The organism is Novosphingobium tardum (genome assembly GCF_042652045.1).
GTDB classification, from domain to species: Bacteria; Pseudomonadota; Alphaproteobacteria; order Sphingomonadales; family Sphingomonadaceae; genus Novosphingobium; species Novosphingobium tardum.
In genome coordinates this window covers 465,496-488,482 of the sequence record NZ_JBHSDR010000003.1, presented here as the reverse complement: position 1 = coordinate 488,482, position 22,987 = coordinate 465,496, and the positions used below count along the sequence as shown (strand labels likewise).

The following is a 22,987-nucleotide window of genomic DNA, read 5'->3' as shown; positions in this document are numbered from 1 at the left end:
CGCGCGGGTCAAAAACCGCGTCGCTTTGTTTCACGTGGAACATCACTTACCGACGCAGAAACGTCCAAAGAGAGAATCGAGCATATCCTCCGTCGCGACCTTGCCAACGAGCCTGTCGAGCGCTGCGCGACCGCTTCGGAGTTCCTCAGCAATGAGCAACGGGTCGGCAAGGGCAGCAGCCCGAACAGCAGAGTCTCGCACCCGCCCAATCAGATCGCGCTGCCGGTTATTGAGGGCGGCAGTGCCCGGACGCTGCATGGCGTTTCGCCCATGTTGAACGAGGTCGCCGCGCAAGGCTGCGATCCCTTCGCCGGTGAGCGACGAGACCCGATGTCGGGCATCTGAATCAGACACGACGCCCTGACGATCGATCTGAGCCGTGATTTTCCAGGTCCGCATCGGATCGTAAGAATCGCCTGGGGCCTCGCCCAGCCACAGGACGAGATCTGCCTCATCCGCTGCAGCGCGTGCGCGACCCATTCCCTCTGCCTCGATTGCGTCGCTCGTTGAATCACGCAATCCGGCCGTATCCACGAACAGGAAGGGAATACCATCCAATGCCACTGTCCGCGTGATGATATCGCGCGTCGTGCCGGGTTGCGGCGAGGTTATGGCTGCCTCGCTTTCCGTCAACTTATTGAAAAGCGTGCTTTTTCCGGCATTTGTGGGTCCCGCTAGAACGACGCGGAAGCCTTCGCGTAACGTTTCGGCCTGCGGCCGCGCGAGCCATGCATCGAGTTCGGCAGCAAGCATCGATGCATCGGCCAAGAACGCTTCGTCGATGCCCGCAATCCCGTCCTCTTCATCGAAGTCGAGGGTAGCTTCCACTCGCGCGGCGAGGTTGAGCAAGGATATGCGCCATGCACTCACCGCCAGCGAAAGCTCGCCCGCGGCCATCGCCATTGCGCTCTTGCGCTGGATTTCGGTTTCGGCGGCAAGGAGGTCCGCGAGGCCTTCGGCCTCGGCAAGGTCAATCCGCCCGTTTGCAAAAGCCCTCCGGGTGAACTCTCCCGCAACCGCCACGCGCATCCCCGGCAGTCGGGCCAAGGATCGTTCCACGGCTGCAACAACCGCTCTTCCCCCGTGAAGGTGAAGTTCGGCAATGTCGTCTCCGGTCGCGGTCGTCGGCCCGGGGAGCCAGAGAGCCAAGGCAGAGTCCAGAACTTCGCCGTTGTCCGGATCCCATAGCCGAACGGCCACGGCACGACGCGGCGCGGGCAACTTTCCCGCAAGCGCGATCAATGCGTCGGCTGCTAGAGGGCCGCTGATCCGGACCACTGCGATGGCCGCGGGTGGGGCCCCGCTCGACAGCGCGAAAATCGTATCGTTATCGGGCACGCTTGTTTCCTGTGGAAGCGCGCCAATCGAAGGGCTGCGCTCAGTCTTCGGTGCTCTTGCGACCCTTCGCGCCCTTGGTGAAGCCGGAAAATGCCGCGTCGGCGCCGTTTTCCATGAACTGCTGGAACAGCTTCATGCCAATCTGGCCCATGGGCGCGATCTGCTTGGCGTAATCCTGAAGCTGGTCGACGCTGCTTACGCCCTTCATCGCCTTGGCGATCGCATCGACATAGACGTCGTTGGCCTTCGAAACGTCGGGAAAGCCCAGGAACCGCCGCGCTTCCTCGGGTGTGCAATCGATTTCGATGTTCATCTTCATGGCCGAAGACCTTCCGGTTGCCCCCTAGCCCGATGCCTCCGGTAATGCCGGATGCTCGCGCCGCTCGAGCGTGTCATAGCCCTCTGGCAATGTCCACGACCAAGGCATAGGCTCCGAGCGCGCTCCGGCCACGCCAGAACAATCGCTAGAACGAGGAAGCCTCATGACCGAAACCATCGCAATCAGCGCCCTCAACGGTACGGACACTTTTTCCGCCTACGTCGCGCGGCCCGAAGGGACGCCAAGGGCGGCGATAATCGTCATCCAGGAAATCTTCGGAGTGAACCCCGGCATCCGCGCCAAGTGCGATTCATGGGCGCAGCAAGGTTATCTCTCGGTGGCTCCCGACTTGTTCTGGCGCATGAAGCCCGGCGTTACCCTTGACCCCGATGTGGAAGATGAGCTGCAGGAGGCTTTCGGCCACTTTCAGGCCTATGCCGACCGTCAGGGCTCGACCGAGAGCATGGAAGACATCGAGGCGGTGATCCACTGGATCCGGCGGGAAGAAGGCATCGCTAAGGTCGGGTGCGTCGGTTATTGCCTCGGCGGAATGCTGGCCTATCTCGCCGCCTGCCGAACCGACATCAGCGCATCAGTGGGCTATTATGGGGTCTCCATCGACCAGATGCTTGGCGAAAGTCATGCGATCGCCAACCCCCTGATGCTCCACGTCCCGACCGCTGACCATTTCGTGGGGCCTGAAGCACAGGCGGCAATGCATGCCGGACTCGATCCGCATCCGAAGGTGACGCTCCACGACTATCCCGGGCTCGACCACGGTTTTGCAACCGAAAGCGGCAATCGCCGCAACGATGCCGGCGCTCGGCTGGCCGACAGCCGCACCGCCGACTTCTTCGCCCAGCACCTGGCCTGACGCGACCGGTGATCGGATCGAAGCGCTTTGCGGGGTCGATCGACGGACTGACGAGATTCATCGTACCGTTGGGACTGCTCGCCGCAACGCTCGGCAGTGCGAGCTGGCGTCCCGCCCGCTGGGCCTTGTGGGTGTTGGTGCCGCTTCTCGCCATCGCGCTTTGGGACTTCCTCCAGACGCGTCATTCGCTCCGGCGCAACTACCCCCTCGTCGCGCGAATTCGCTGGATCATGGAGGATCTGCGCCCGTTCCTGCGCAGCTATGTCGTCGAAAGCGACCTGGACGGCCGTCCCTTCAATCACGACGAGCGCTCGCTGATCTATGCGCGCGCCAAGGGCGAACTGGACGCGCACCCCTTCGGCACGGAGCTTGACGTCTATTCTGACGAGTACGAGTGGCTCGCCCACTCGATCTCACCAAACGTCGATCTTCCGAAGACCTGGCGCGTAGCGGTGGGTGGTCCGCAATGTGCCAAGCCGTACGAAGCCTCGCTGCTCAATATCTCCGCGATGAGTTTCGGCTCATTGTCGGCAAATGCGATCCTCGCGCTCAATGCCGGCGCGCGCGAGGGCGGGTTCTACCACGACACCGGCGAAGGCGGACTGTCGCGCTATCACCGCCAGAACGGTGGCGACCTGGTCTGGGAGATCGGCAGCGGATACTTTGGCTGCTGCGATGAAAAGGGGTCGTTCGATCCAGGCAGGTTCGCCGAGAACGCCCAGATCGACCAGGTTCGGATGGTCGAGATAAAGTTGAGCCAGGGGGCCAAGCCGGGCCACGGCGGCGTTCTTCCGGGCGCAAAGGTCTCGGCGGAGATTGCAGCCGCGCGCGGGGTACCCGAAGGCGTCGACTGCATCTCGCCCGCCGCTCACTCAACCTTCTCAACACCGATACAACTTGTTGAATGGGCGGCGAAACTTCGCGACCTGTCCGGGGGCAAGCCGGTCGGGATCAAGCTTTGCGTCGGCCAGCCGCACGAACTGTTCGCCGTGATGAAGGCAATGCGCGAAACGGGAATCCGGCTCGACTACATCGTGGTCGACGGCGCCGAGGGCGGCACCGGTGCCGCACCCGTCGAACTTTCCAACAGCGTCGGAATGCCGCTGCGCGAAGGACTTGTCATGACCCGCAATGCCCTTGTCGGATGCGGGCTGAAACGGGACGTGAAGCTTGCTGCGGCGGGCAAGGTGCATTCCGGCGCCGGCCTGGCGATGAACCTCGGCCTGGGCGCCGACTGGTGCAACGCCGCACGCGGGTTCATGTTCGCTCTCGGCTGCGTCCAGTCGATGAAGTGCCACACCGACTTGTGCCCGACCGGAATCACGACTCAGGATGCTACACGCCAGCGCGGCCTGTTCGTCGCCGACAAGGCTCCGCGGGTGGCAAGGTTCCACCGGCAGACGCTCGCCGGCCTGCGCGAGATCGTGGTGGCGATGGGGCTCGAAAATCCGTGGCAGATCACGGCGGCCGACATTCGCGAACGGCTCAACAGCGCGCGATCGGATAGCGTCGACCGGATCTATCCCTTCCTCGAGGAAAATGCGCTGCTGGATGACCCGGGCGCAACACCCTATGCCAGGTATTGGGCAGCGGCCCGCAGCGACAGCTTCAGGAGGACGGGATGAGCGCTAATCAGGGACTCGCGGCCTGGCATAAGGTCATGTCGCGCGGAAACCGGCCCGAGGACCTCGCCGAGATCCTGGCGCCCGATGCGGTGTTTCATTCACCGGTTGTCTTCACTCCCCAGGAGGGGCGGGACAAGGTGATGATGTACCTGGTAGCGGCGGGCAAGGTGCTGGGCGCGCCCGGCGGACATGCCAAGTTCCGGTATGTGCGCGAGCTGGTCGACGGTTACGAGGCGTTGCTCGAATTCACCGCCGAGATTGACGGGATCTCGATCAACGGGATCGATCTCATCACCTTCGGTCCGGATTGGCTCATCCGCGATTTCAAGGTGATGGTCAGGCCGCTGAAGGCGATCAACAAGCTGTGGGAGATGATGGGCGCGCAGCTCCAGTCCGCTGGTTCCAGCCCGCCAGACGGGCGCGGATGAACGCCAGCCGGTCGGCCACGCTCGACAGCGGAAGGGCGATCGGGTCGTAGCCGTACTTGCGCCACGCCGACGTCACGGCTTCGTCGCTGGCGACCGCCTCCGCCCAGTCCTGGATACGCTCCTCGTCCGGCGAATAGATCGCTGCCCAGGCGGGCGCGCGAAAGACCGGACCGTGGTAGCGAAGCGCACGGCATACCTTGTCGACGGAAGGCGGCACGGGCAGTCCGGACACATCGAGAAAGCCGGCCACATCAGGAAAGCCGCGGTCGAACAGGACGGTGCCCGGGCCCGAACGGGCGGCGTTCTCGTACTCGACCATGTATGCGGCAAGCATGGCCTCGGCAAAGGCCAGCGGGTCGTCCTCGCGCAGAGTCATTCCGCCCGGTTCGCGCAGCAAGCGCCGTGCGACCTCAGGCGAAGTGGAAAGGCCCGTCTCTGCCGCCGCATCGACCAGGGTGGTCTTGCCCGCCCCCGGAGCTCCCGTGAGCACCGCGCGGCGGGCAGCGACCATTTACTGATTCATGGCGGCGAAGAAGTCCTCGTTCGACTTGGAGTCCTTCATCTTGTCGAGAAGGAATTCCATCGCGTCGATCGTGCCCATCTGCATGAGAATGCGGCGCAGGACCCACATCTTCGAAAGCTTGTCCTTCTCGACCAGCAGCTCTTCCTTGCGGGTGCCGGACTTGCCGACATCGAGAGCCGGGAAGATGCGCTTGTCGGAGACCTTGCGGTCGAGAACGATTTCCGAGTTGCCGGTGCCCTTGAACTCTTCGAAGATGACTTCGTCCATGCGGCTGCCGGTGTCGATCAAGGCGGTGGCAATGATCGACAGCGAGCCGCCCTCCTCGATGTTACGCGCCGCGCCGAAGAACCGCTTGGGGCGCTGCAGGGCATTGGCGTCGACACCGCCCGTCAGAACCTTGCCCGAAGACGGTACGACGGTGTTGTAAGCGCGGCCGAGGCGGGTGATCGAATCGAGCAGGATAACCACGTCGCGCTTGTGCTCGACGAGGCGCTTGGCCTTCTCGATCACCATCTCCGCGACCTGGACGTGACGCGTCGCAGGCTCGTCGAAGGTCGACGAAATGACCTCGCCCTTCACGCTGCGCTGCATGTCGGTGACTTCCTCGGGACGTTCGTCGACCAGCAGGACGAGGAGGAACACCTCCGGATGGTTGTCGGTGATCGCCTTGGCGATATTCTGCAGTAGCACCGTCTTGCCGGTCCGCGGCGGCGCGACAATCAGCGCGCGCTGGCCCTTGCCCTGCGGACTGATGATGTCGATCACCCGCGCCGACTTGTCCTTGACCGTGGGGTCGAGGGTATCGAGGCTGAGCTTCTCGTCGGGATACAGCGGCGTGAGATTGTCGAAGTTCACCCGATGGCGAACTGCTTCTGGATCGTCGAAGTTGACCTTGATCAGCTTGGTCAGCGCAAAATAGCGCTCACCGTCCTTGGGAGCGCGGATCTCGCCTTCGACGGTGTCGCCGGTGCGCAGGCCGAACTTGCGGACTTGGTTGGGCGATACGTAGATGTCGTCGGGCCCGGCGAGGTAATTCGCCTCGGGGCTGCGCAGGAAGCCGAACCCGTCCGAAAGAACTTCGATCGTACCGAGGCCCATAATCTGCTCGTCGGCGTCGGCAAGTTCCTTGAGGATGCCGAACATGATGTCCTGACGGCGCATCGTCGACGCGCCCTCCACGCCCAGCTCTTCGGCCATCTCGACCAGTTCGGCCGGCGTTTTCTTTTTCAGTTCCTTGAGGTGCATAAATGTATTCCGCAGATACGTCTGGATGGCCGGCGGGCGATCTATGGGCTTGGGGAAAGCAGACCCGAACCCCGCGCTGCGCGGGCGTTCGACGCCGGAGAGAGGCCCCGCAGATAGGCGTTGAACTGCCGAAAGTCAATCGAAGGCGCGGGTGCGCCCGCGCAGCGCAGCGGCGGTTCAGAACGGTTTGACGATGACCATGATGACGATCAGCGCCGCAGCGATACCGGGCACCTCGTTCAGCATTCGCAAGCCCTTCCCGCCCAGCCGCCGCTCGCCCTTGGCCAGCGCCGCAGCATAGCCCGCCAGCCAGAAGTGATAGGCCGAAAGACCCAGGACGAAGCCCAGCTTGGCGTGAAACCACCCCTGCCCCCAGGCATCGATCGTGTCGGCCAGCGCCAGTCCAAGCAACCACACGACGACCAGGCTGGGCCACATGATGATCCGCAGCAGCTTTCCCTCGCGCTCGATCCACATGGCATTCTCGGGCGCATCAGGGGCGCATTCCTGATGATAGACGAAGAACCGTGGGAGCATGAACAGCCCGGCCATCCAGAAGATCACGAAGATGACGTGTCCGGCCTTGAGCCACAGATAAAGCACTTGGAGCACCTGTTGCATGGAGCGGTGATAGCCGGAACCGGCGGGATTGATCTAGCGTGCGGTTAGGGACCCAACAACCGCGCCGCGTGGCGCAGGGTCAGGCCCTGAGCCGCCATCGCCGGACCGCTCCCAGAACCTGCTCGACATGCTCGATCGGAGTGAACTGGCCGATCCCGTGGCCGAGATTGAAGCAATGCGGTCGGTCGGCGAAGCATTCGAGCAGGGCGTGCGTCCGCTCTTCCAAAGCGTTTCCGCCGGCTTCGAGAAGCAGCGGATCAAGGTTGCCCTGCACCGGCAAGCCGGCGGGAAGTGTTTTGTTCGCCCACAAGGGATCGATCGTTTCATCGAGGCCGAGCGCATCGACCCCGGTGCCTGCGGCATAGGCCGGAAGCTTTTCACCCGCACCCTTGGGAAATCCGATGACGGGAACGTCGGGGAAGCGCTGCTTCAGACTTTTTACGATCGCAGCATTGGGAGCGATGACCCAGCGTTCGAACTGGTCGGGCGCCAGACTGCCCGCCCAGCTGTCGAAAAGCTGCACCGCCTCGGCACCGGCGGCGATCTGCCCGGCGAGATATTCGACAGTGACGGCGACAATGGCATCGATGATCGCGCCAAAGGCCCCAGGATCACGGTAGGCGAGCGCGCGGGTCACGTGCTGGTCACGGCTCCCCTCGCCCGCCACCATGTACGTGGCGACCGTCCAGGGGCTCCCTGCAAAGCCCAGAAGGGTCTTGTCACTCCCCAGCCGCGCCCGGACCTGCCGGACGGTCTCGTAGATCGGCGTCAGGCGTTCAGGCACCGCGTGGAGGGCGGCAAGCTGGGTGTCGATCAGCGTCGGTGACAGGCGCGGCCCCTCGCCCGCGGTGAAGGCAAGGTCCTGGCCCATCGCATAGGGAACGATCAGGATGTCGGAAAACAGGATCGCGCCATCGAAGCCGAACCGGCGGATTGGTTGAAGCGTGATTTCTGCCGCTGCCTCACTGTCATAGACAAGCGCGAGAAATCCGCCCTTTTCCGCACGCAGAGCGCGGTATTCCGGCAGATAGCGGCCCGCCTGGCGCATGAGCCAGATCGGGCGCTGGGCAGCGTTCTCGCCTTTGAGCGTCTGGAAGAGCAAGCCGGGCACGTCGGACCTTCTTCAATAGAATCTATAAAAGAGATTCAGGTTGATGGATTCTGTTGGGCTGTGGATAGCGGGGACGGGTCGCGCCTTGCCCGAATTGTCGACGCGGGCACAGAGAAATGTCTGTTCCCGAATCGACGGCCGAGCCGAGTCAAACGGAACCTGTGCCCGTTATCCCGGGGGTGTGGACAAGCCAGCGGCGCTGTCCATGAACGCCCTCCTGGCGGACTCGCTCGACTGACAAATTGCGCCGCGCGACTTGTCCGCGCTTTGCTGGACAGGTCTGTACGCACGCTTCCCACAGGGTTCGCGTTTCGCCATAGCAGGTTGCGCGATGACCCGGCTTCACCTTCATCTCCTGTCCGATTCTACCGGCGAGACGCTGGAGATGATCGCCAAGGCCGCGCTCGCCCAGTTCGACGATGCGTCGATCACCCGTCATTTCTGGCCGATGGTCCGCAGCCAGCAGCATCTAGACCGGATCATGCTCGAGATAGCCGCCAATCCGGGTCTTGTCCTCTTCACGCTCGTCAATGCCGAGACCCGCACCCGGCTCGAAACCCGCTGCGCCGCGCTGGGGCTGCCCGTGGTGCCCGCGCTCGACGCGGTGACCGACGCGCTGGAGGACCTCCTCGGCCAGCGTGCGAAAGCGCGCCCCGGCCGCCAGCACGCGATGGACGCCGCCTATTTCGCGCGGGTCGAGGCTATTCAGTTCACCATCGCCCACGACGACGGCGTGGGGGCCGATAACTGGGAGGAAGCCGACATCGTCCTGGCCGGCGTGTCGCGTTCGTCCAAGACCCCGACCTCGATCTACCTGGCAAATCGTGGATACAAGGTGGCCAACATCCCGATCGTGGTCGAAAGTCCTCCGCCTGCGTCGTTGTTCAACTTGCGCCATCCCCTCGTCGTGGGGCTCACGACGTCGCCCGAACGACTGGTCCAGGTTCGCCGCAACCGGCTCCTTTCGCTCAATCAGGCGCCGGAGACTGCTTATGTCGACAACGAGAAGGTGACCCGAGAAGTGCAGTATGCCCGCCGCCTCTTCGCCGACAACGGCTGGCCGGTGATCGACGTCTCCCGCCGCTCGATCGAGGAGACCGCAGCCGCGGTCATCAATCTCCTTAACGCCCGCGATGCGGCCGATGGCGCGGCCCTTTCGGGGGCCCACCCGATATGAACGCGCCGCTTGTCCTTGCCTCGCAAAGTGCGTCGCGCCAGGCGATGCTGGGTGCCGCGGGGATCGAGTTCGTCGCGCGGGCTAGCTCGCTCGACGAATCCGCGTTCAAGCGTCGCCTTGCCGCAAGCCCCGCGCCCAAAATCGCTCTTGCTCTCGCCGAGGCGAAGGCCGCCGCGGTGAGCGAGGACATGCTCGGTGCGCTCGTCCTGGGCGGGGATTCGCTGGTCGAGGTGGAAGGCCAGATCTTCGACAAGCCGCGCAGCCGCGAGGAGGCTGCAGAGCATCTGCGCAAGTTCTCGGGACACACGATGGCGCTTCACAGCGCCGCCGCGCTGGTGCGGGATGGAGTCACCGTGTGGCGCCATGTCGAGTCCGCGGCCCTGCAGGTGCGGCGTCTTTCGGCACAATTCATCGAGGATTACCTCGATTTCGAATGGCCTGCGGTGGCCGGATGCGTCGGCGTGTTCCGGATCGAAGCGCGCGGGGTCCAGCTCTTCGATCGCATCGAGGGAAGTCACTTCACCGTTCTGGGAATGCCGCTTCTCGCCGTCCTCGCGGCGCTGCGCGACGTGGGTGCGATGGAATGAGCAGCGTCCCCTATGCCGAAGTGATCGGCGACCCGATTGCGCAGTCGAAATCACCGACTATCCACAAGTTCTGGCTGGAGAAGCTGGGACTGCCGGGTGACTACCGCGCCCGGCGCGTAGCTGCCGACGACCTTTTCGACTTCTTCGAGCAGCGCCGCCGGGAGCCGGATTGGCGGGGCTGCAACGTGACAATTCCCCACAAGCTGAGCGCGCTCGATCTCAGCGACCGGCGCGATGATCTGGCCGACTCCATCGGCGCAAGCAACTGCATCGTGCGCGGTGACGACGGACTCCTGACCGCAACCAATACCGACAGCGACGGCTTTGCCGAACCAATCGCGGGAATGGACTTTTGCGGGCGCGAGGTCGCGGTGATCGGCGCGGGCGGGGCAGCGCGGGCGGTCTTGATGTCGCTCGCACGGCGCGAGGTCGGCTTCGTCAGGATCCATGCCCGCGACCGCGTGCGCGCAGGAGAGTTGCTGGAACATTTCGGCTTGCCGGGCGAACCCGTTCCCTTCGATGCTCCGCTGGCGAGCGCGACGACACTTCTCGTCAACTCGTCGCCCTTGGGCATGATCGGACAGCCTGCGCTTGAAATCGATCTCGGCCCGCTTGGCGAAGGTGCGGTTGTCTACGATCTCGTCTATAATCCGCTCGAGACGCTTTTGCTCGCTGAGGCGCGGCGGCGGGGTCTGTGCGCGATCGACGGTCTCGGCATGCTAATCGGTCAGGCGGCGATCGCGTTTGCGGAGTTCTTCGAAAGCCCGGCACCGCGCGAACACGATGCGGAACTGCGGAAACTGCTGACGTCATGACAAGACCGTTCATTCTTGGCCTCACCGGTTCGATCGGCATGGGCAAGTCCGCCGTCGCAAGGATGTTCCAGGACCTGGGCGTCCCAGTTTTCGATGCCGATGCTGCGGTCCACATTCTGCAAGGCCCGGGCGGCGCGCTGGTCGCGCCGATCGAGGCCGCCTTCCCCGGAAGCACCGGACCCCTGGGGGTGCTTCGCCAGGAACTGGGCACGCGGGTGTTCGGCGATGCCGACGCGCTCAAGCAACTGGAAGGAATCGTCCATCCTGCGGTCGCGGCAATGCGCGCAGATTTCCTTGCCGCCAACGCCGATCGTCCGCTGGTCGTGTTCGATATTCCCCTGCTCTATGAAAAGGGCGGCGCAAGCGTGCTCGACGCGGTCGCTGTTGTTTCCGCACCGGCTGACGAACAGCGCCGGCGGGTCCTCGCCCGGCCGGGCATGACCGCGGAGAAATTCGAGCGGATCCTCGCAATCCAGGTTCCCGACGCAGAAAAGCGCGCCCGAGCCGATTATGTCATTGATACCGGTAGGACATTGCCCGAGACGGCCGCCGCCGTAGCCTTGCTGGTACGGCAACTGGTCGAAAGGGCCGGCGCGCGCGCGGGTTCACCCCGCAAGTCTTCCTTGTAACTCCAGCTCGGCGGGCCGATAGAACGTGCGATGCGCGAAATAATCTTCGACACCGAAACCACCGGTCTCGATCCCCAGAGCGGCGACCGCATCGTTGAGATCGGCTGTATCGAGATGGTCAACCGGGTTGCGACCGAGCGCACGTTTCATGCCTATTTCAATCCCGGTCGGTCGATGCCAGCAGGTGCGGAAGCGGTTCACGGGCTGAGCGACGCGTTCCTTTCCGATAAGCCGGAATTCGCGCTGCGCGCCGAGGAGCTGCTAGAATTTCTCGGCGATTCGATGCTCGTGGCGCACAATGCCGGCTTCGATTTCGGCTTCCTCAACGCGGAATTGGCGATCTGCGGGCGCGATCCGGTCTGCCGCAGCCGGATGATCGATACCGTTGCCCTCGCCCGCGTTCGCCATCCGGGAGCAAAGCTGTCGCTTGATGCGTTGTGTGGAAGGTATGGGATCGATCGCAGCCATCGCACCTTGCATGGTGCACTGCTCGACGCAGAGTTGCTGGCCCAGCTTTACGTCGAGCTTACGGGTGGGCGCCAGATCGGCCTCGAACTCGCCGCCGAAGCCATGGCCGATCCCGCGTTTTCAACCACTCTCGCGGTTGCGCGCGTGTTTCGCGCCCCGCGTCCGCACGGTGCCAGCGCCGCAGAACTCGAACGCCACGCGGCGTTCGTTGCCACCCTCGCCTCCCCGCTGTGGTCTAACGCCCGCTAGCGGGGCCGGCCCTAGCAAACGGAGAACACGTCGATGGATATTCGCGTTTCGGGACACCAGCTCGACACCGGCACCGCCCTGCAGTCTCACGCCGAGGACCGGCTCAACGCGATAATCGAAAAGTACTTTGCCCGTGCGCTATCCAGCCATGTGACCTTCGGGAAGGCGCCTCAGAACGCCTTCCGATGCGATATTGTGCTGCACGTGATGCAGGGGTTGATCCTGAAGGCGAGCGGCGTGGCGCACGATGCACACCAGGCGCTCGACCAGGCGAGCGAGAAGATCGACACCCAGCTGCGCCGCTACAAGCGGCGGCTCAAGGATCATCACGACGGCGCCGCCCAGGCCGCGCGCGATGAAGAAGCCGCCTATGTCGTCTTCCAGTCTGACGAGGAGGCCGAGGAAGCCAGCGACGCGCCGGTGGTCATCGCCGAAACGCGGGTCGACGTGCCGGAAGCCAGCGTTTCGGACGCGGTTATGATGCTCGACCTCCGCAACACCAATGCCCTGCTTTTCAAAAATGCTGGAACGGGGCGGCATAATATGGTCTATCGCCGCGGTGATGGCTCGATCGGATGGGTCGAACCGGGCTAACCCCGATCCGTCCGGCCGGACACCTGGGGAATCCGGCGCCGGCCGGGCTTGAATTGCACCGACGCACTCTGGCGCCATGCCTTTACGCGCGACCATGCGGGTCGGGCGGTGGGGAGGCGCGATGCCTCTGAAGGCAAACCGATGATGAGCGATCTTTTCACTCTCGACGCTGCGGCGGTCAGCACGGCGCGCGCCGAGAGCAAGCGTGACGTGCTGGCCAAGCTCGCCCGGATCTGCGCGCAGGTCTATGGGCTCGAGGATGCCGTGGTGCTCGAGCGGATCGAGGAGCGCGAGGCACTTGGCAGCACCGGTTTCGGGCGGGGCGTGGCGATTCCTCACGCCCGTGTCGCCGGCCTTGCCCATCCCGTCGCCGGATTTCTCCAACTCGACGCGCCCGTCGAATTCGATGCCGCCGACGGTATGCCGGTCAATCTCGTCTTCATGCTCCTTTCCCCCGAACAGGGCGGCGCTGCGCATCTCCAGGCCCTGGCCGCTATCTCGCGGATGATGCGTGACGAGCGGATGCGCACGAATCTCGCTTCGGCTACCGGGCGCGAGGAAATTTACGGACTGCTGTCCAATGTCATCGATCGCGACGCCGCCTGATACGCAGGATTCCGGCGATGCGACGGGCGCGGGCGCGCACTGGCATGCGCTGGAACGGCTCTACGCGGCGGCCCCGATCAACCGTCTGTTCACTTCGCGCCTGACTATCACCGGCGAAGGTCGGTCGCGGATCGTCTTTACCGTAACGCCCGAAACCTTTCACGCCGCAGGCGCGGCCCACGGCACGATCTATTTCAAGATGCTCGACGACGCCGCGTTCTATGCCGCTAACACGCTGGTTACCGACCGCTTCCTTCTGACCACTTCCTTCAACCTTCTGTTCAGCCGGCCGTTGCGCGGCGGCGAGATCGTCGCCGAAGGCCGCTGGGTCAGCGGGCGCCGCCGGGTCCTCGTCGCCGAAGCGAGGCTGGTTGACGAAGAGGGCGAGGAAGTGGCGCGCGGCACCGGGACCTTCATGCGTTCGCACATCCCGCTGTCGGGCCTGCCCGGCTACGCGACACCTGCGGACGGGCCGGGCTGATCGTGGCAGGGCGGCTTCCCGCGCACCTCGAGGCGGGCGGCCTAATGCGCGCGGTCAACGCTGCGGGGGGATTCGCGACGGTCCTCCATCACGGTTCGGACGAACAGGGCACGATCTTGGTCCTTTTGACCGAGAATGGCGCAAATCCGCGACTTTTTGAGCGCATGCCGCGCGTCGACGGCGACCCGGAATGGACCGCGTTAACCATGGATCCTGCTGAATTATTACGCAATTCTGGCGGCTATTTGGATCGCAGAACGGCTCAGGACCCTGATTTGTGGGTTATTGAACTGGATATCGCGCAGGGCGAACGGTTCATCCTATCGGACGATCGGGCCGATTGACTCTGTTGCGGCGCAACATAGGTCCGGCTGACACGTTTCGAGCGCAGGCGGCGGCTGTCACCATTCAGTGACGACGCTAGCACGCAGACGGAGGGTAGCCGGTACGGCCTTGTCGGAAATGCGAAAATTTCGCGCTTCCGCCAAACCCGTATGCAGGTCTGCCAGCCGCCCAATGCAGATAACTGATGAGCAACAAGCTTCGTTTGGCCAGCGGCATCGCCGTGGCTGCCACCTTTCTTTCAACCCTGATCAGCGCCGATGGTTCCGGCGCATCGGCGCAAACCCTCCCCAACCGGCCCCTCGCCACGGTCACCCAGCCCGCTCCCCAGGCTCCACAATTCGTCGCTCAGCCGGTCGTGCAGGCAGTTGCTGCCGCCCCCGCTGAAGCCGCGGTTCTCGATTCTTCAGACGATGACAATTCCGCCGCGGTCGACGCCGACACGCTGGCCGAGCTCATCGCTGCCCAGCCCGTTCCCGAGCATCTCTCGGACGAACTCAACTGCCTCGCGGGCGCGATCTATTTCGAAAGCAAGGGCGAGTCGCTCGAAGGCCAGCTCGCCGTTGGCCGGGTGATCATCGCGCGGTCGCGTTCGGGCCGGTTCCCCGCATCGTATTGCGGCGTTGTTTATCAGCAGTCTCAGTTCTCGTTCGTCCGCGGCCATTCGATGCCGGCGATCGACAAGAGCGGCCGCAACTGGAAGCTGGCCGCCAAGATCGCCCAGATCGCCGACGACGGCAGCTGGAAGAGCCCGGTCGAAGGAGCGCTGTTCTTCCATGCCGCGCGCGTTTCGCCCAACTGGCGCCTGAAGCGCATGGCGCGCGTCGACAACCACGTCTTCTATCGCTGATCACGCCGTGGGACCTGCGGGCTCCCTGTCGCAGCGTTGCGTCAGTCGCGGAGCGTAACCCACATGGGAGCGTGATCGCTCGCCTTTTCGCGCCCGCGATAGGCCTTGTCCACGCCCGCGCCCACGAGCCGATCCGCGAGTTCGGGCGAAAGCAGTGCGTGGTCGATACGAAAGCCGTGATCGCGCTGCCACGCGCCTGCCTGGTAGTCCCAGAACGTCCACACCCCTCCGCGCGGATTGTGCAGGTCGAGCGCGTCGGTCCATCCGTCGTTCAGCAGTCGGGCAAAGGCATCCCGCGATTCGGGCTGCATCAACGCGTCGGGCGCCATTGCGGGGACTGACCAGGTGTCCTTGTCCTGCGGGATCACGTTGTAATCGCCGATGACCACGGCCGGTATCTCGGCCGCGCGCAGTTCGCGCATGCGGTCGCGCAGCCGGCCCATCCAGCGCAGCTTGTAGTCGAACTTGGGTCCGGGCTGCGGGTTGCCGTTGGGGAGATAGATACAGGCGACGCGGATGCCGAAGATGTCGGCCTCGATGTAGCGGGCGTGTTCGTCGTCGGGATCGCCGGCCAAACCGCGATGCACCTCTACGGGCGCACTGCCGTCGGCCAGTATCGCGACACCGTTGAAGCCTTTTTGCCCGTGCCATATGGCCTGGTAGCCGATCTTCTCGAACTCGGCGGCGGGAAAGCCTTCGTCCTGGCTCTTGATCTCCTGCAGGCAGGCGACCGAAGGCCGGGTCTCCTCAAGCCATTCGAGCAGGCGCGGAAGCCGCGCTTTCACCCCGTTGATGTTGAACGAGGCAACCTTCAGCATCAGACGGAAAAGCTGGATCCGCAGCCGCACCCGCTCGCCGCATTGGGATTGCTGACCTGAAAGGCCGATCCGCTTAGCGACTCGACGAAATCGACGACGCTGCCCTGGACCAGATCGAGACTGATCGAATCGACGAGCAGCTTCACGCCGTCGGTTTCCGCGACCGTGTCGTCGTCGGCAGGCGCTTCATCCAGCCCGAACCTGTACTGAAAGCCGGAACAACCGCCGCCTTCGACCGAAAGGCGAAGCATCGCGGGCTTGCCTTGCCGTGCCGCGATGGCCGCGACGCGGGCGGCGGCGCTGGGGCTGAGGGTTATGGAGTTCATGCCAGCCAAGATAGGGGCGCGGGGACGTGCGAACAAGCGCGCGCGGTCAGGATCCCTCGATCAGCTTGGCGTTGATCGCCTTGGTGCGCTTGTAGGCATCGCGTGCGCGCAGCCGCTCGGCATAGGCAGTCAGGGCCGGGCTCGCAGGAATCGAGCCGAACTGGAGACCCCAATCGACCTGGCTGCCGACATATACGTCCGCCGCGGTAAAGCGGTCGCCACAGACGTAGTGGTGGCTGCCGAGCCAGTCGTCGAGCGCCTTGATCGTGCGGTCGAAGGTTCCGAACCCGACCATGCCCTCTCGTCCCTCGGGCACTTCCCAGCCCATCGACTTGCCCACCACGGCCTGCTCCACCGGCCCGGCGGCAAAGAACATCCAGCGGTAATAAGGGGCGAGTTCGTCCGGCCGCGGGCCAAGATTCGCTTCGGGAAAGCGGGCCGCGAGATAGGCGATGATCGCCGCCGCTTCGGTCACCGAATCGCCTTCCACCGCCAGCGCCGGGACCTTGCCCATCGGATTGGCCGCAAGAAAATCGGCCGGCTTCTCGCCGCCGAAGCGCACGACAACCGTATCGTAGGGCTGGCCAACTTCCTCAAGCATCCAATGGGCGATCTGTCCGCGCGACTGAGGGTTGGTATAGAACTTCAGCATCCTTACGGCTCCGGACGTCAGGCAGACTGGATATAGCTGCGCATGGCCTCGGCCTCGGACTGAATGCGGTCGATCCGGTATTTGACGAGATCGCCGATCGACACGAAGCCAAGCACCTGATTCTCGTCGACGACGGGCAGATGGCGAATCCTGCGGCGTGTCATCAGGCCCAGCGCTTCGTCCACCGCGACATGCGGGGCGATGGTGATGGCCGGAGCCGTCATGACGTCGCGGACCTTCATGTCCAGCATCGCCGCGCCCTTCGTATTCAGGCAGTAAAGGACATCGCGTTCGGAAAAGATTCCGGCGACGCTCTCGTCGCGGTCGTGCACCGGCAGCGCGCCGATCCGCCGCTGGGCGAGAAGCGAAACCGCGTGTGCCACGCTGTCGTCGGCGTGGCAGGAGATGATCTCGCCGGTCCGGCCGGCGATGAGGCGGGCGATGGTCATGGGCCGTCTCCTCGTTGGCCGTACAGCATGACACATGATCTGCGCGAAAGCCATTGCCACTGCCGAGGGCTGCGCGCATTGGCTTGGCCACCATGCCCCGACTCTCCCCACTCGACGATCCCGACCGCGCTGCCTTTGCCTGGGCCCGTTATCGCCGGCTGATGAAGTTCATGGGGGTCGTCACCGTCATCGCGGTCGTGGTGTCGCTTACGCTGATCTACCGCGACAACGGCATGGTCTCGATCCATCTCTACATCGCGACCGCACTGGGCATCGGGGTGATGATGATGCTCATGGCCGCGCTGATGGGGCTGGTGTTCCTTTCCAGCGGCAGCGGCCACGACGAGGCGATCGACGATCCGCTCGAGGAGCTCGGCGAATCCTGGCGCGAGCGCGAGGATTAGACCGGGGAAAGCGATCCTTTCGGCGGATGAAGGCGGTATTCCTCTACCGGAGCGCCCCCGATCAGATGTTCGCGGATGATCCTTTCAAGCACCGGCGGGGTGCAATTGCGGTACCATACCCCTTCCGGATAGACGACCGCGACAGGCCCTGCCACGCAGACGCGCAGGCAGCTGGCCTTGGTCCGCAGGATGCCGACATGGCCACCCAAGCCCAGCTCGCCCAGCCGGCGCTTGAGGAAGTTCCAGGCTTCGAGCCCGGTTTCCCTGTCGCAACACTTGGGCTTTTCCGGATCGGCGCAAAGCATGACGTGATGCCGCGTCGTGAATCCGCCGAGCTTTGCCAGCACGCTTTCGGCTTCGGCAGCCTCGGCACTCGTCGGATCGCTCATCCCCGCAACGTCACCCGGGCAAGATTCGTTCGGAAGGCGTCAGGCAGCGGCGCGGGCCGCGCCTGCGCAATGCCGACCGCCACCGACCGCGCGAAGGCGACCGGCTGACCCTGCTGGACCATCAACTGGACCAGCGTCCAGCTACTCCGCCCGACCGATTCGACCGCCGCGTATCCGCTAATCGGATGAGGGTAGTACCCTTGGGCGAGATAATCGATCGCGACGCTGGCGATCATCGCGCCCATTCCGCCCATCGCGGCGCGAAAGTCGTTGGCGGTGTTGAAGCGCACGCGCGCATCCTCGATCAGCGCGGCCATCGCCACGTTGTTGAGGTGGTGGTTCGGATCCATGTCGGCGTAGCGCGTCGTGATCTCCACCACGAACGGATAGCGCGCGGCATCGAGCAACGCCGGTTCTGGGCGAGCCATGCAATCAGCCCTGGACGACGATGAAGGCGATCAGCCGCGCTTGCCTGCGATCCGCGCGATCTCGGCCGCGACCATGCGCTCGACCATCGGCGGCAGGTTCTGGTCGAGCCACTGCGCCAGCATCGGGCGGAGCAGATCGCGGGTGAGGCCCTCGAGCGAGGTTTCGCCCGAACGAACGATCTGCGGCTGGGCGCCGGGTTCGGCCAGCATCGCCAGCGCGGTCAGCGAATCGCGCATGGAGGCGCGGGTGTTAGCGGCGAGCAACGGCGATTCGGGTGCCTCCCGACCGTCATCTTCCTGGCCAGCCTCCTCTTCGGACGTTTCCTGCGCGAACTGGGGCGTCTCGTCGTCGGCCATCGGATTCTCGCTTCTCGCAGAAGGTTCGCGCATTCCGCCATCGGGCGCGGCATCGGCTTCGGTAAGTTCGAGCACTGCGCGGTCGTCGTCGTCATCGAACGCGCGATGCGCGGGCGCGGAAAAGCTGGCGTAATCGTCGGCATAATCCTCAACCGCGAGGGCCACGCGCGGGGCCGCTTCGCGGCGTGCGGCTGGCGTCACGCCCTGCTGTTCGCGCCGGCGGCGCAGCTGGTCGGCTTCGGCGCGATTGTCGCGCGCGATGACTTTCTTGATCGATTCGAGGATTTCCTCGACCGAAGGCTCACCTGCATGGCGCACGCTGCGGGTTCCTTGGCTGGTGCCTGACGTCATCCGCCCCCCCGGCGAATGAATCACTGCGGGGGAATAGACGCATCCTGCGCCGGCGTGTCAACGGTGCGGGTCGATTGCGCGACCGGATCCTTGTCTTTCGCCCAGTCCCAGATCTTTCCGCGGACCCGGCGATAGTTGACGTCAGGATCATAGAGAATCCCGCCGTCGAGCCCGAGATCCTGCGCCTCTGCCTTGCCCATCGCGGCGAGCAGCGAGAAGCCCGCGACATAGGCATTACGTCGCGCGGTGACGAGCTGGACCTTGGCGCGCAGGAGCTCCTGCTCGGCGTCGAGAATGTTCAGGATGGTGCGGTTGCCGACCGAATTCTCGGCCTGAACGCCTTCCAGGCTCAACGACGCGGCATCGACCGCGGTCTGGTTCATGGCGATGATCTCGTTCGCCGCTTTCCACGAGGAGTAGGCCGAGCGGACCTGGGCGATGACGTCACGCTCGACCGCGATCTCGGTTTCGTAGGTCGCGGCGGCGCGGGCCTGGGCCTGGCGCTCCTGCGCCGCGGGCCGCCCTCCCTGGAAGATCGGGATTGTCGCCCGCACCCCCGCCTGTGCGGTTGACTGGCTCTGCGCGAATGGGGCCGTCGTCGCGCCACCGAGCGTTCCGAGGTAATTGGTGTAGTTGCCACCGGTGAACACCTCGACCCGCGGCATCCGCCCGGCGCCGGCGATGTCGATATCGTACCCGGCGGCCTTGCTGCGTTCCTTCGCCGCGATGAGGTCGGGGTTGTTCTCGAGCGCGATGGCAACCGCGTCTTCTGGGCTGGCGGGCAGGCCGGGAAGCGGCGGCGGCGGCTGGAGATCGACCGGCGCTTTGCCCACGACCTGGATGTACCGTTCGCGGCTGGCGATGAGGTTGGCCTGAGCGGAGCGCAGGTCGCCGCGCGCCAGGGCCAGACGCGAACCCGACTGGGCGACGTCGGTCCGGGTGACGTCGCCGATCTCGAACCGGTCGCTGGTCGCGCGCAGGTTGACCTGCAGGACATCGACGTTGTTCGCCGAGAGCCCGACGATGGCCTGGTCGCGGATCACGTCCATGTAAGCTGCTACCGCCTGGGTGAAGACGCTCGCCTCGGTTCCGCGCAGATCGGCCTGCCCCGCTTCGACGCGCGTCTTGGCCGCGCGGATCGAATTCTTGACCGCTCCGCCGGCGTAGATCGGGACGCCGAGGTCCACCCCGGCGCCGATCGCGCGCGAGGGCGCGGTGAAGCTGTTCGAGCTCTGCTTGAGATACTCGACGTACTGGGCGTTTCCATCGACCGAGGGCAGGCTGTCTGCCCGGGCGATCGGAACGTTTTCGTCGACCGCGCGCTGCTGGGCGCGGGCGCCCTGCAGGGTCGGGTTGGTCTGGTAGGTGCTGACGAGCGCTTCGCGCAGGTCGTCGGCCAGGGCGGGCGAGGCGGCAAGGGAAGCAAGCCCCGCCGTGCCTGCGAGCAGGACGCGGCGCAACGCGCGCGGCGAGACATGTATCATGCGGTCAGAAACTCCAGCGCCGCGGCAGGGCGAATTCAGCGAGCGGGGCGAAGTCCGCTTCGGCGAGGGTCAGGAAGGCCACTTGTGTCCCGGACTTGCGGCCGATGGCCAGCCGGGTGACGCCGCGTTCGACCAGCCCGGTCACGATGCGGCCATCTTCGGCTAATTGCGCAGCGAGGCTTTCGGGCAGCGCCTCGATCGCACCGTCGATCACGATCAGCGAATAGGGCGCGCCGGCTGGGGCGCCCGCGGCGAGCGGGCCACAGGTCCAGCGACCTGCGTTGCGCGCCGTGCCCTGGGCGAGCGCGTCCTCCGATTCGACGACGTCGAGCGATCCGACGAGCGGCGCCAGCACTGCCGCAAGGTACCCGCTGCCGCCGCCGACGAGCAATGCCTTGTCCGCCGACGTCGGCGCGGCTTCCGTAAGCAACAGGCCGTGCGTGAGCGGCGGACTCAGCGCGCGTCCCGCGCCAAGCGGCAGCTTCCGATCGACATAAGCCGAGGCGCGCAGCGCCGCGGGGACGAAATCCTCGCGCGCGACGGCGGCCATCGCGGCCAGGATCGCCGGATCGTTCACGCCGCTAACGCGCAACTGGCTGTCGATCATCGCGCGCCGCGCGGCGGCCGCCACGTCTCCCCCGGTCGCATCGCCGCCACCGGTCGCCGTATGCTCCGCCACCACCGTCATCGCTGCTCGCTTTCCTTGTCGTCGCGCCGCCGGGCGCCGGGTGTCTTACACTAATAATACACGGCGGCAATCCAGTTGCTTTAGAGGATGGAAAATTGTGCGCCAAGCGCTTCTTGGCAGCACCGGGCGGCAGGGGTAAGCGGTGGGCCGACCAGCACGGCGGGAGTATCGATATGGGCGACATGGTGACGATCCGCGAGGAGGACCTGATCGACAGCGTGGCCGATGCGCTGCAGTTCATCAGCTACTACCACCCGATGGACTACATCCGTGCGCTGGGCGTCGCCTACGAGGCCGAGCAGAGCCCCGCGGCGAAGGACGCCATCGCCCAGATCCTGACCAACAGTCGGATGTGCGCCGAGGGCCACCGCCCGATCTGCCAGGACACCGGCATCGTCAACGTCTTCATCGAATGGGGCCAGGACTGTCGCCTCGAATCCGGCCGTTCGCTGCAGGAGGTCGTCGACGAGGGCGTGCGCCGCGCCTATCTCAATCCCGAGAACAAGCTACGCGCCTCGATCCTCGCCGATCCAGCGTTCACGCGGCGCAACACCCGCGACAACACGCCCTGTGTCCTTTCGGTAACGATGGTTCCTGGCAGCAAGGTCGGGGTCGATGTCGCGGCGAAGGGCGGCGGCAGCGAAAATAAGTCGAAGTTCAAGATGATGAATCCCAGTGATTCGATCGTCGACTGGGTGATCGAGATGCTGCCCCAGATGGGTGCCGGCTGGTGCCCGCCGGGGATGCTGGGGATCGGCATCGGCGGAACGGCGGAACATTGCATGAGCCTGGCCAAGCGGAGCCTGATGGACCCGATCGACATGGCGCAGCTCAAGCAGCGCGGGCCGCAGACCGACATCGAGAAGATGCGCGTGGAAATCTACGATAAGGTCAATGCGCTCGGCATCGGTGCGCAAGGCCTCGGCGGACTGTCCACCATCCTTGACGTCAAGATCCTCGATTGGCCGTGCCATGCCGCGGGCAAGCCGGTGGCGATGATCCCGAACTGCGCGGCCACCCGGCACGCGCACTTCACGCTCGACGGATCGGGTCCGACCTTCCTGGAAAAGCCCAACCTGGCCGACTGGCCCGACGTCAACTGGGCGCCCGACAAAGCCGCCAAGCGCGTCGATCTCGACAAGCTCACGCCCGAGGAAGTGCGCAGCTGGAAGCACGGCGACCGGCTGCTGCTCAACGGCGCGATGCTTACCGGCCGCGACGCGGCGCACAAGCGCATCCAGGACATGGTCGCCAAGGGCGAGCCGCTCCCGGTCGATTTCCGGGGCCGCGCGATCTACTACGTCGGCCCGGTCGATCCGATCATGGGTGAGGTCGTAGGACCGGCAGGGCCGACCACCGCCACCCGGATGGACAAGTTCACCGACATGATGCTCGATCTCGGGCTCCTCGCGATGATCGGCAAGGCCGAGCGCGGGCAGGGGGCGGTCAAGGAGATCGCCAAGCACAAGGTGGCTTATCTCATGGCCGTCGGCGGCGCCGCCTATCTGGTGAGCCGGGCGATCCGCGAGGCCAAGGTCGTCGGGTTCGAGGACCTGGGGATGGAGGCGATTTACGAGTTCGTGGTTGAGGACATGCCGGTGACGGTCGCCGTCGATGCCGAGGGCAACAATGTCCATGAGCTGGCCCCGCTGGTGTGGCGCGAACGGATCGCGCGCGAACATCTCCTCGAAGGCACTTGAGGTCGCGGCCATTCGACCAACCGCCGATCCGGTTCGATCAAGCCGCTGGCCAGCCGCGG

Annotated in this window: 30 protein-coding genes; 15 read left to right on the top strand and 15 right to left on the bottom strand. The window is 64.8% G+C overall.

The genetic code is table 11. The features are described from left to right. Positions 1-42: 42 nt before the first annotated feature. Both mnmE and ACFO0A_RS02505 read right to left on the bottom strand, forming a co-directional pair. Positions 43-1,338, bottom strand: a complete 1,296-nt coding sequence (mnmE, locus tag ACFO0A_RS02510) for a tRNA uridine-5-carboxymethylaminomethyl(34) synthesis GTPase MnmE (protein WP_379537402.1) — start codon at positions 1,336-1,338, stop codon at positions 43-45. Positions 1,339-1,378: 40 nt separating this feature from the next. Then, complete coding sequence (locus tag ACFO0A_RS02505; RefSeq protein WP_379537401.1) at positions 1,379-1,657, bottom strand: DUF6489 family protein; 279 nt, start codon at positions 1,655-1,657, stop codon at positions 1,379-1,381. Between the two features lie 163 nt (positions 1,658-1,820). Here ACFO0A_RS02505 and ACFO0A_RS02500 point away from each other — a divergent pair, with 163 nt between their 5' ends. The 3 genes from ACFO0A_RS02500 to ACFO0A_RS02490 are packed head-to-tail and all read left to right on the top strand — an operon-like array spanning position 1,821 to position 4,584. Next, positions 1,821-2,531, top strand: coding sequence for a dienelactone hydrolase family protein (locus tag ACFO0A_RS02500; protein ID WP_379537400.1), 711 nt, complete (start codon positions 1,821-1,823; stop codon positions 2,529-2,531). Between the two features lie 8 nt (positions 2,532-2,539). Further along, complete coding sequence (locus ACFO0A_RS02495; protein ID WP_379537399.1) at positions 2,540-4,156, top strand: FMN-binding glutamate synthase family protein; 1,617 nt, start codon at positions 2,540-2,542, stop codon at positions 4,154-4,156. Further along, positions 4,153-4,584 carry a nuclear transport factor 2 family protein gene (locus ACFO0A_RS02490; protein WP_379537398.1) on the top strand — a complete coding sequence of 144 codons (432 nt, stop codon included), beginning with the start codon at positions 4,153-4,155 and terminating at the stop codon, positions 4,582-4,584. The genes ACFO0A_RS02495 and ACFO0A_RS02490 overlap by 4 nt, the downstream gene beginning before the upstream one ends. Here ACFO0A_RS02490 and ACFO0A_RS02485 read toward each other — a convergent pair. The 4 genes from ACFO0A_RS02485 to hemE form a co-directional block, all read right to left on the bottom strand. After that, a complete protein-coding gene (locus ACFO0A_RS02485) occupies positions 4,511-5,095 on the bottom strand; it encodes an AAA family ATPase (protein ID WP_379537397.1) in 585 nt (194 codons plus the stop codon). The two genes, ACFO0A_RS02490 and ACFO0A_RS02485, sit on opposite strands and share 74 nt — an antisense overlap. Next, entirely contained in the window at positions 5,096-6,352 is a 1,257-nt protein-coding gene (rho, locus tag ACFO0A_RS02480) for a transcription termination factor Rho (RefSeq protein ID WP_379537396.1), read from the bottom strand. A 177-nt stretch (positions 6,353-6,529) separates the two neighbouring features. Next, entirely contained in the window at positions 6,530-6,973 is a 444-nt protein-coding gene (locus tag ACFO0A_RS02475) for a CopD family protein (protein ID WP_379537395.1), read from the bottom strand. A gap of 79 nt (positions 6,974-7,052) precedes the next feature. Next, a complete protein-coding gene (gene hemE / locus ACFO0A_RS02470; protein ID WP_379537394.1) occupies positions 7,053-8,084 on the bottom strand; it encodes a uroporphyrinogen decarboxylase in 1,032 nt (343 codons plus the stop codon). Positions 8,085-8,415: 331 nt separating this feature from the next. Here hemE and ACFO0A_RS02465 point away from each other — a divergent pair, with 331 nt between their 5' ends. The 10 genes from ACFO0A_RS02465 to ACFO0A_RS02420 all read left to right on the top strand — a co-directional run bounded on the left by ACFO0A_RS02465 (position 8,416) and on the right by ACFO0A_RS02420 (position 14,882). After that, entirely contained in the window at positions 8,416-9,261 is an 846-nt protein-coding gene (locus ACFO0A_RS02465; RefSeq protein ID WP_379537393.1) for a pyruvate, water dikinase regulatory protein, read from the top strand. Next, entirely contained in the window at positions 9,258-9,848 is a 591-nt protein-coding gene (locus tag ACFO0A_RS02460; RefSeq protein WP_379537392.1) for a Maf family protein, read from the top strand. The genes ACFO0A_RS02465 and ACFO0A_RS02460 overlap by 4 nt, the downstream gene beginning before the upstream one ends. After that, positions 9,845-10,663 (top strand): shikimate dehydrogenase family protein, encoded by an 819-nt coding sequence (locus tag ACFO0A_RS02455; protein WP_379537391.1) that lies wholly within the window; start codon positions 9,845-9,847, stop codon positions 10,661-10,663. Before ACFO0A_RS02460 ends, ACFO0A_RS02455 begins: the two co-directional genes overlap by 4 nt. Continuing rightward, positions 10,660-11,292, top strand: a complete 633-nt coding sequence (gene coaE / locus ACFO0A_RS02450) for a dephospho-CoA kinase (protein WP_379537390.1) — start codon at positions 10,660-10,662, stop codon at positions 11,290-11,292. The genes ACFO0A_RS02455 and coaE overlap by 4 nt, the downstream gene beginning before the upstream one ends. 30 nt (positions 11,293-11,322) lie before the next feature. After that, positions 11,323-12,009 carry a DNA polymerase III subunit epsilon gene (dnaQ, locus tag ACFO0A_RS02445; protein ID WP_379537389.1) on the top strand — a complete coding sequence of 229 codons (687 nt, stop codon included), beginning with the start codon at positions 11,323-11,325 and terminating at the stop codon, positions 12,007-12,009. A gap of 33 nt (positions 12,010-12,042) precedes the next feature. Next, the gene (gene hpf, locus ACFO0A_RS02440; protein WP_379537388.1) at positions 12,043-12,603 is read left to right on the top strand and encodes a ribosome hibernation-promoting factor, HPF/YfiA family; all 561 of its coding nucleotides are present in this window, start codon (positions 12,043-12,045) and stop codon (positions 12,601-12,603) included. Between the two features lie 144 nt (positions 12,604-12,747). Beyond that, positions 12,748-13,209 (top strand): PTS sugar transporter subunit IIA, encoded by a 462-nt coding sequence (locus ACFO0A_RS02435; protein WP_379538144.1) that lies wholly within the window; start codon positions 12,748-12,750, stop codon positions 13,207-13,209. Then, positions 13,184-13,690, top strand: a complete 507-nt coding sequence (locus ACFO0A_RS02430) for a PaaI family thioesterase (RefSeq protein ID WP_379537387.1) — start codon at positions 13,184-13,186, stop codon at positions 13,688-13,690. The genes ACFO0A_RS02435 and ACFO0A_RS02430 overlap by 26 nt, the downstream gene beginning before the upstream one ends. 2 nt (positions 13,691-13,692) lie before the next feature. Continuing rightward, a complete protein-coding gene (locus tag ACFO0A_RS02425) occupies positions 13,693-14,034 on the top strand; it encodes a DUF1491 family protein (RefSeq protein ID WP_379537386.1) in 342 nt (113 codons plus the stop codon). Between the two features lie 185 nt (positions 14,035-14,219). Continuing rightward, a complete protein-coding gene (locus ACFO0A_RS02420) occupies positions 14,220-14,882 on the top strand; it encodes a cell wall hydrolase (RefSeq protein WP_379537385.1) in 663 nt (220 codons plus the stop codon). A gap of 41 nt (positions 14,883-14,923) precedes the next feature. Here ACFO0A_RS02420 and xth read toward each other — a convergent pair whose 3' ends face one another. Genes xth through ACFO0A_RS02400 form a run of 4 tightly spaced genes read right to left on the bottom strand, consistent with a single transcriptional unit; the run spans position 14,924 to position 17,127 of the window. Beyond that, a complete protein-coding gene (xth, locus tag ACFO0A_RS02415; RefSeq protein ID WP_379537384.1) occupies positions 14,924-15,700 on the bottom strand; it encodes an exodeoxyribonuclease III in 777 nt (258 codons plus the stop codon). Next, the gene (erpA, locus tag ACFO0A_RS02410) at positions 15,700-16,026 is read right to left on the bottom strand and encodes an iron-sulfur cluster insertion protein ErpA (protein WP_379537383.1); all 327 of its coding nucleotides are present in this window, start codon (positions 16,024-16,026) and stop codon (positions 15,700-15,702) included. The genes xth and erpA overlap by 1 nt, the downstream gene beginning before the upstream one ends. 46 nt (positions 16,027-16,072) lie before the next feature. Beyond that, positions 16,073-16,678 (bottom strand): glutathione S-transferase family protein, encoded by a 606-nt coding sequence (locus tag ACFO0A_RS02405; RefSeq protein WP_379537382.1) that lies wholly within the window; start codon positions 16,676-16,678, stop codon positions 16,073-16,075. A 17-nt stretch (positions 16,679-16,695) separates the two neighbouring features. After that, a complete protein-coding gene (locus ACFO0A_RS02400) occupies positions 16,696-17,127 on the bottom strand; it encodes a CBS domain-containing protein (protein WP_379537381.1) in 432 nt (143 codons plus the stop codon). Positions 17,128-17,219: 92 nt separating this feature from the next. On the opposite strand from ACFO0A_RS02400, the gene ACFO0A_RS02395 reads away from it, so the two are divergent. Next, positions 17,220-17,531 carry a hypothetical protein gene (locus ACFO0A_RS02395; protein WP_379537380.1) on the top strand — a complete coding sequence of 104 codons (312 nt, stop codon included), beginning with the start codon at positions 17,220-17,222 and terminating at the stop codon, positions 17,529-17,531. Here ACFO0A_RS02395 and ACFO0A_RS02390 read toward each other — a convergent pair. The 5 genes from ACFO0A_RS02390 to ACFO0A_RS02370 are packed head-to-tail and all read right to left on the bottom strand — an operon-like array spanning position 17,528 to position 21,228. Further along, on the bottom strand, positions 17,528-17,920 hold the full coding sequence (locus ACFO0A_RS02390; protein ID WP_379537379.1) for a (2Fe-2S) ferredoxin domain-containing protein: 393 nt from the start codon (positions 17,918-17,920) through the stop codon (positions 17,528-17,530). The genes ACFO0A_RS02395 and ACFO0A_RS02390 overlap by 4 nt on opposite strands. Beyond that, positions 17,917-18,348, bottom strand: a complete 432-nt coding sequence (locus tag ACFO0A_RS02385) for an acyl-CoA thioesterase (protein ID WP_379537378.1) — start codon at positions 18,346-18,348, stop codon at positions 17,917-17,919. Before ACFO0A_RS02385 ends, ACFO0A_RS02390 begins: the two co-directional genes overlap by 4 nt. A 30-nt stretch (positions 18,349-18,378) precedes the next feature. Next, the gene (locus tag ACFO0A_RS02380; RefSeq protein WP_379538143.1) at positions 18,379-19,023 is read right to left on the bottom strand and encodes a DUF2497 domain-containing protein; all 645 of its coding nucleotides are present in this window, start codon (positions 19,021-19,023) and stop codon (positions 18,379-18,381) included. Between the two features lie 53 nt (positions 19,024-19,076). Then, positions 19,077-20,540: a TolC family outer membrane protein gene (locus tag ACFO0A_RS02375; RefSeq protein WP_379537377.1), complete on the bottom strand. Its 1,464-nt coding sequence runs from the start codon at positions 20,538-20,540 to the stop codon at positions 19,077-19,079. A gap of 4 nt (positions 20,541-20,544) precedes the next feature. Next, positions 20,545-21,228: a protein-L-isoaspartate O-methyltransferase family protein gene (locus ACFO0A_RS02370; RefSeq protein WP_379537376.1), complete on the bottom strand. Its 684-nt coding sequence runs from the start codon at positions 21,226-21,228 to the stop codon at positions 20,545-20,547. Positions 21,229-21,401: 173 nt separating this feature from the next. Here ACFO0A_RS02370 and ACFO0A_RS02365 point away from each other — a divergent pair, with 173 nt between their 5' ends. Next, on the top strand, positions 21,402-22,928 hold the full coding sequence (locus ACFO0A_RS02365; protein ID WP_379538142.1) for a fumarate hydratase: 1,527 nt from the start codon (positions 21,402-21,404) through the stop codon (positions 22,926-22,928). Positions 22,929-22,987: the final 59 nt, after the last annotated feature.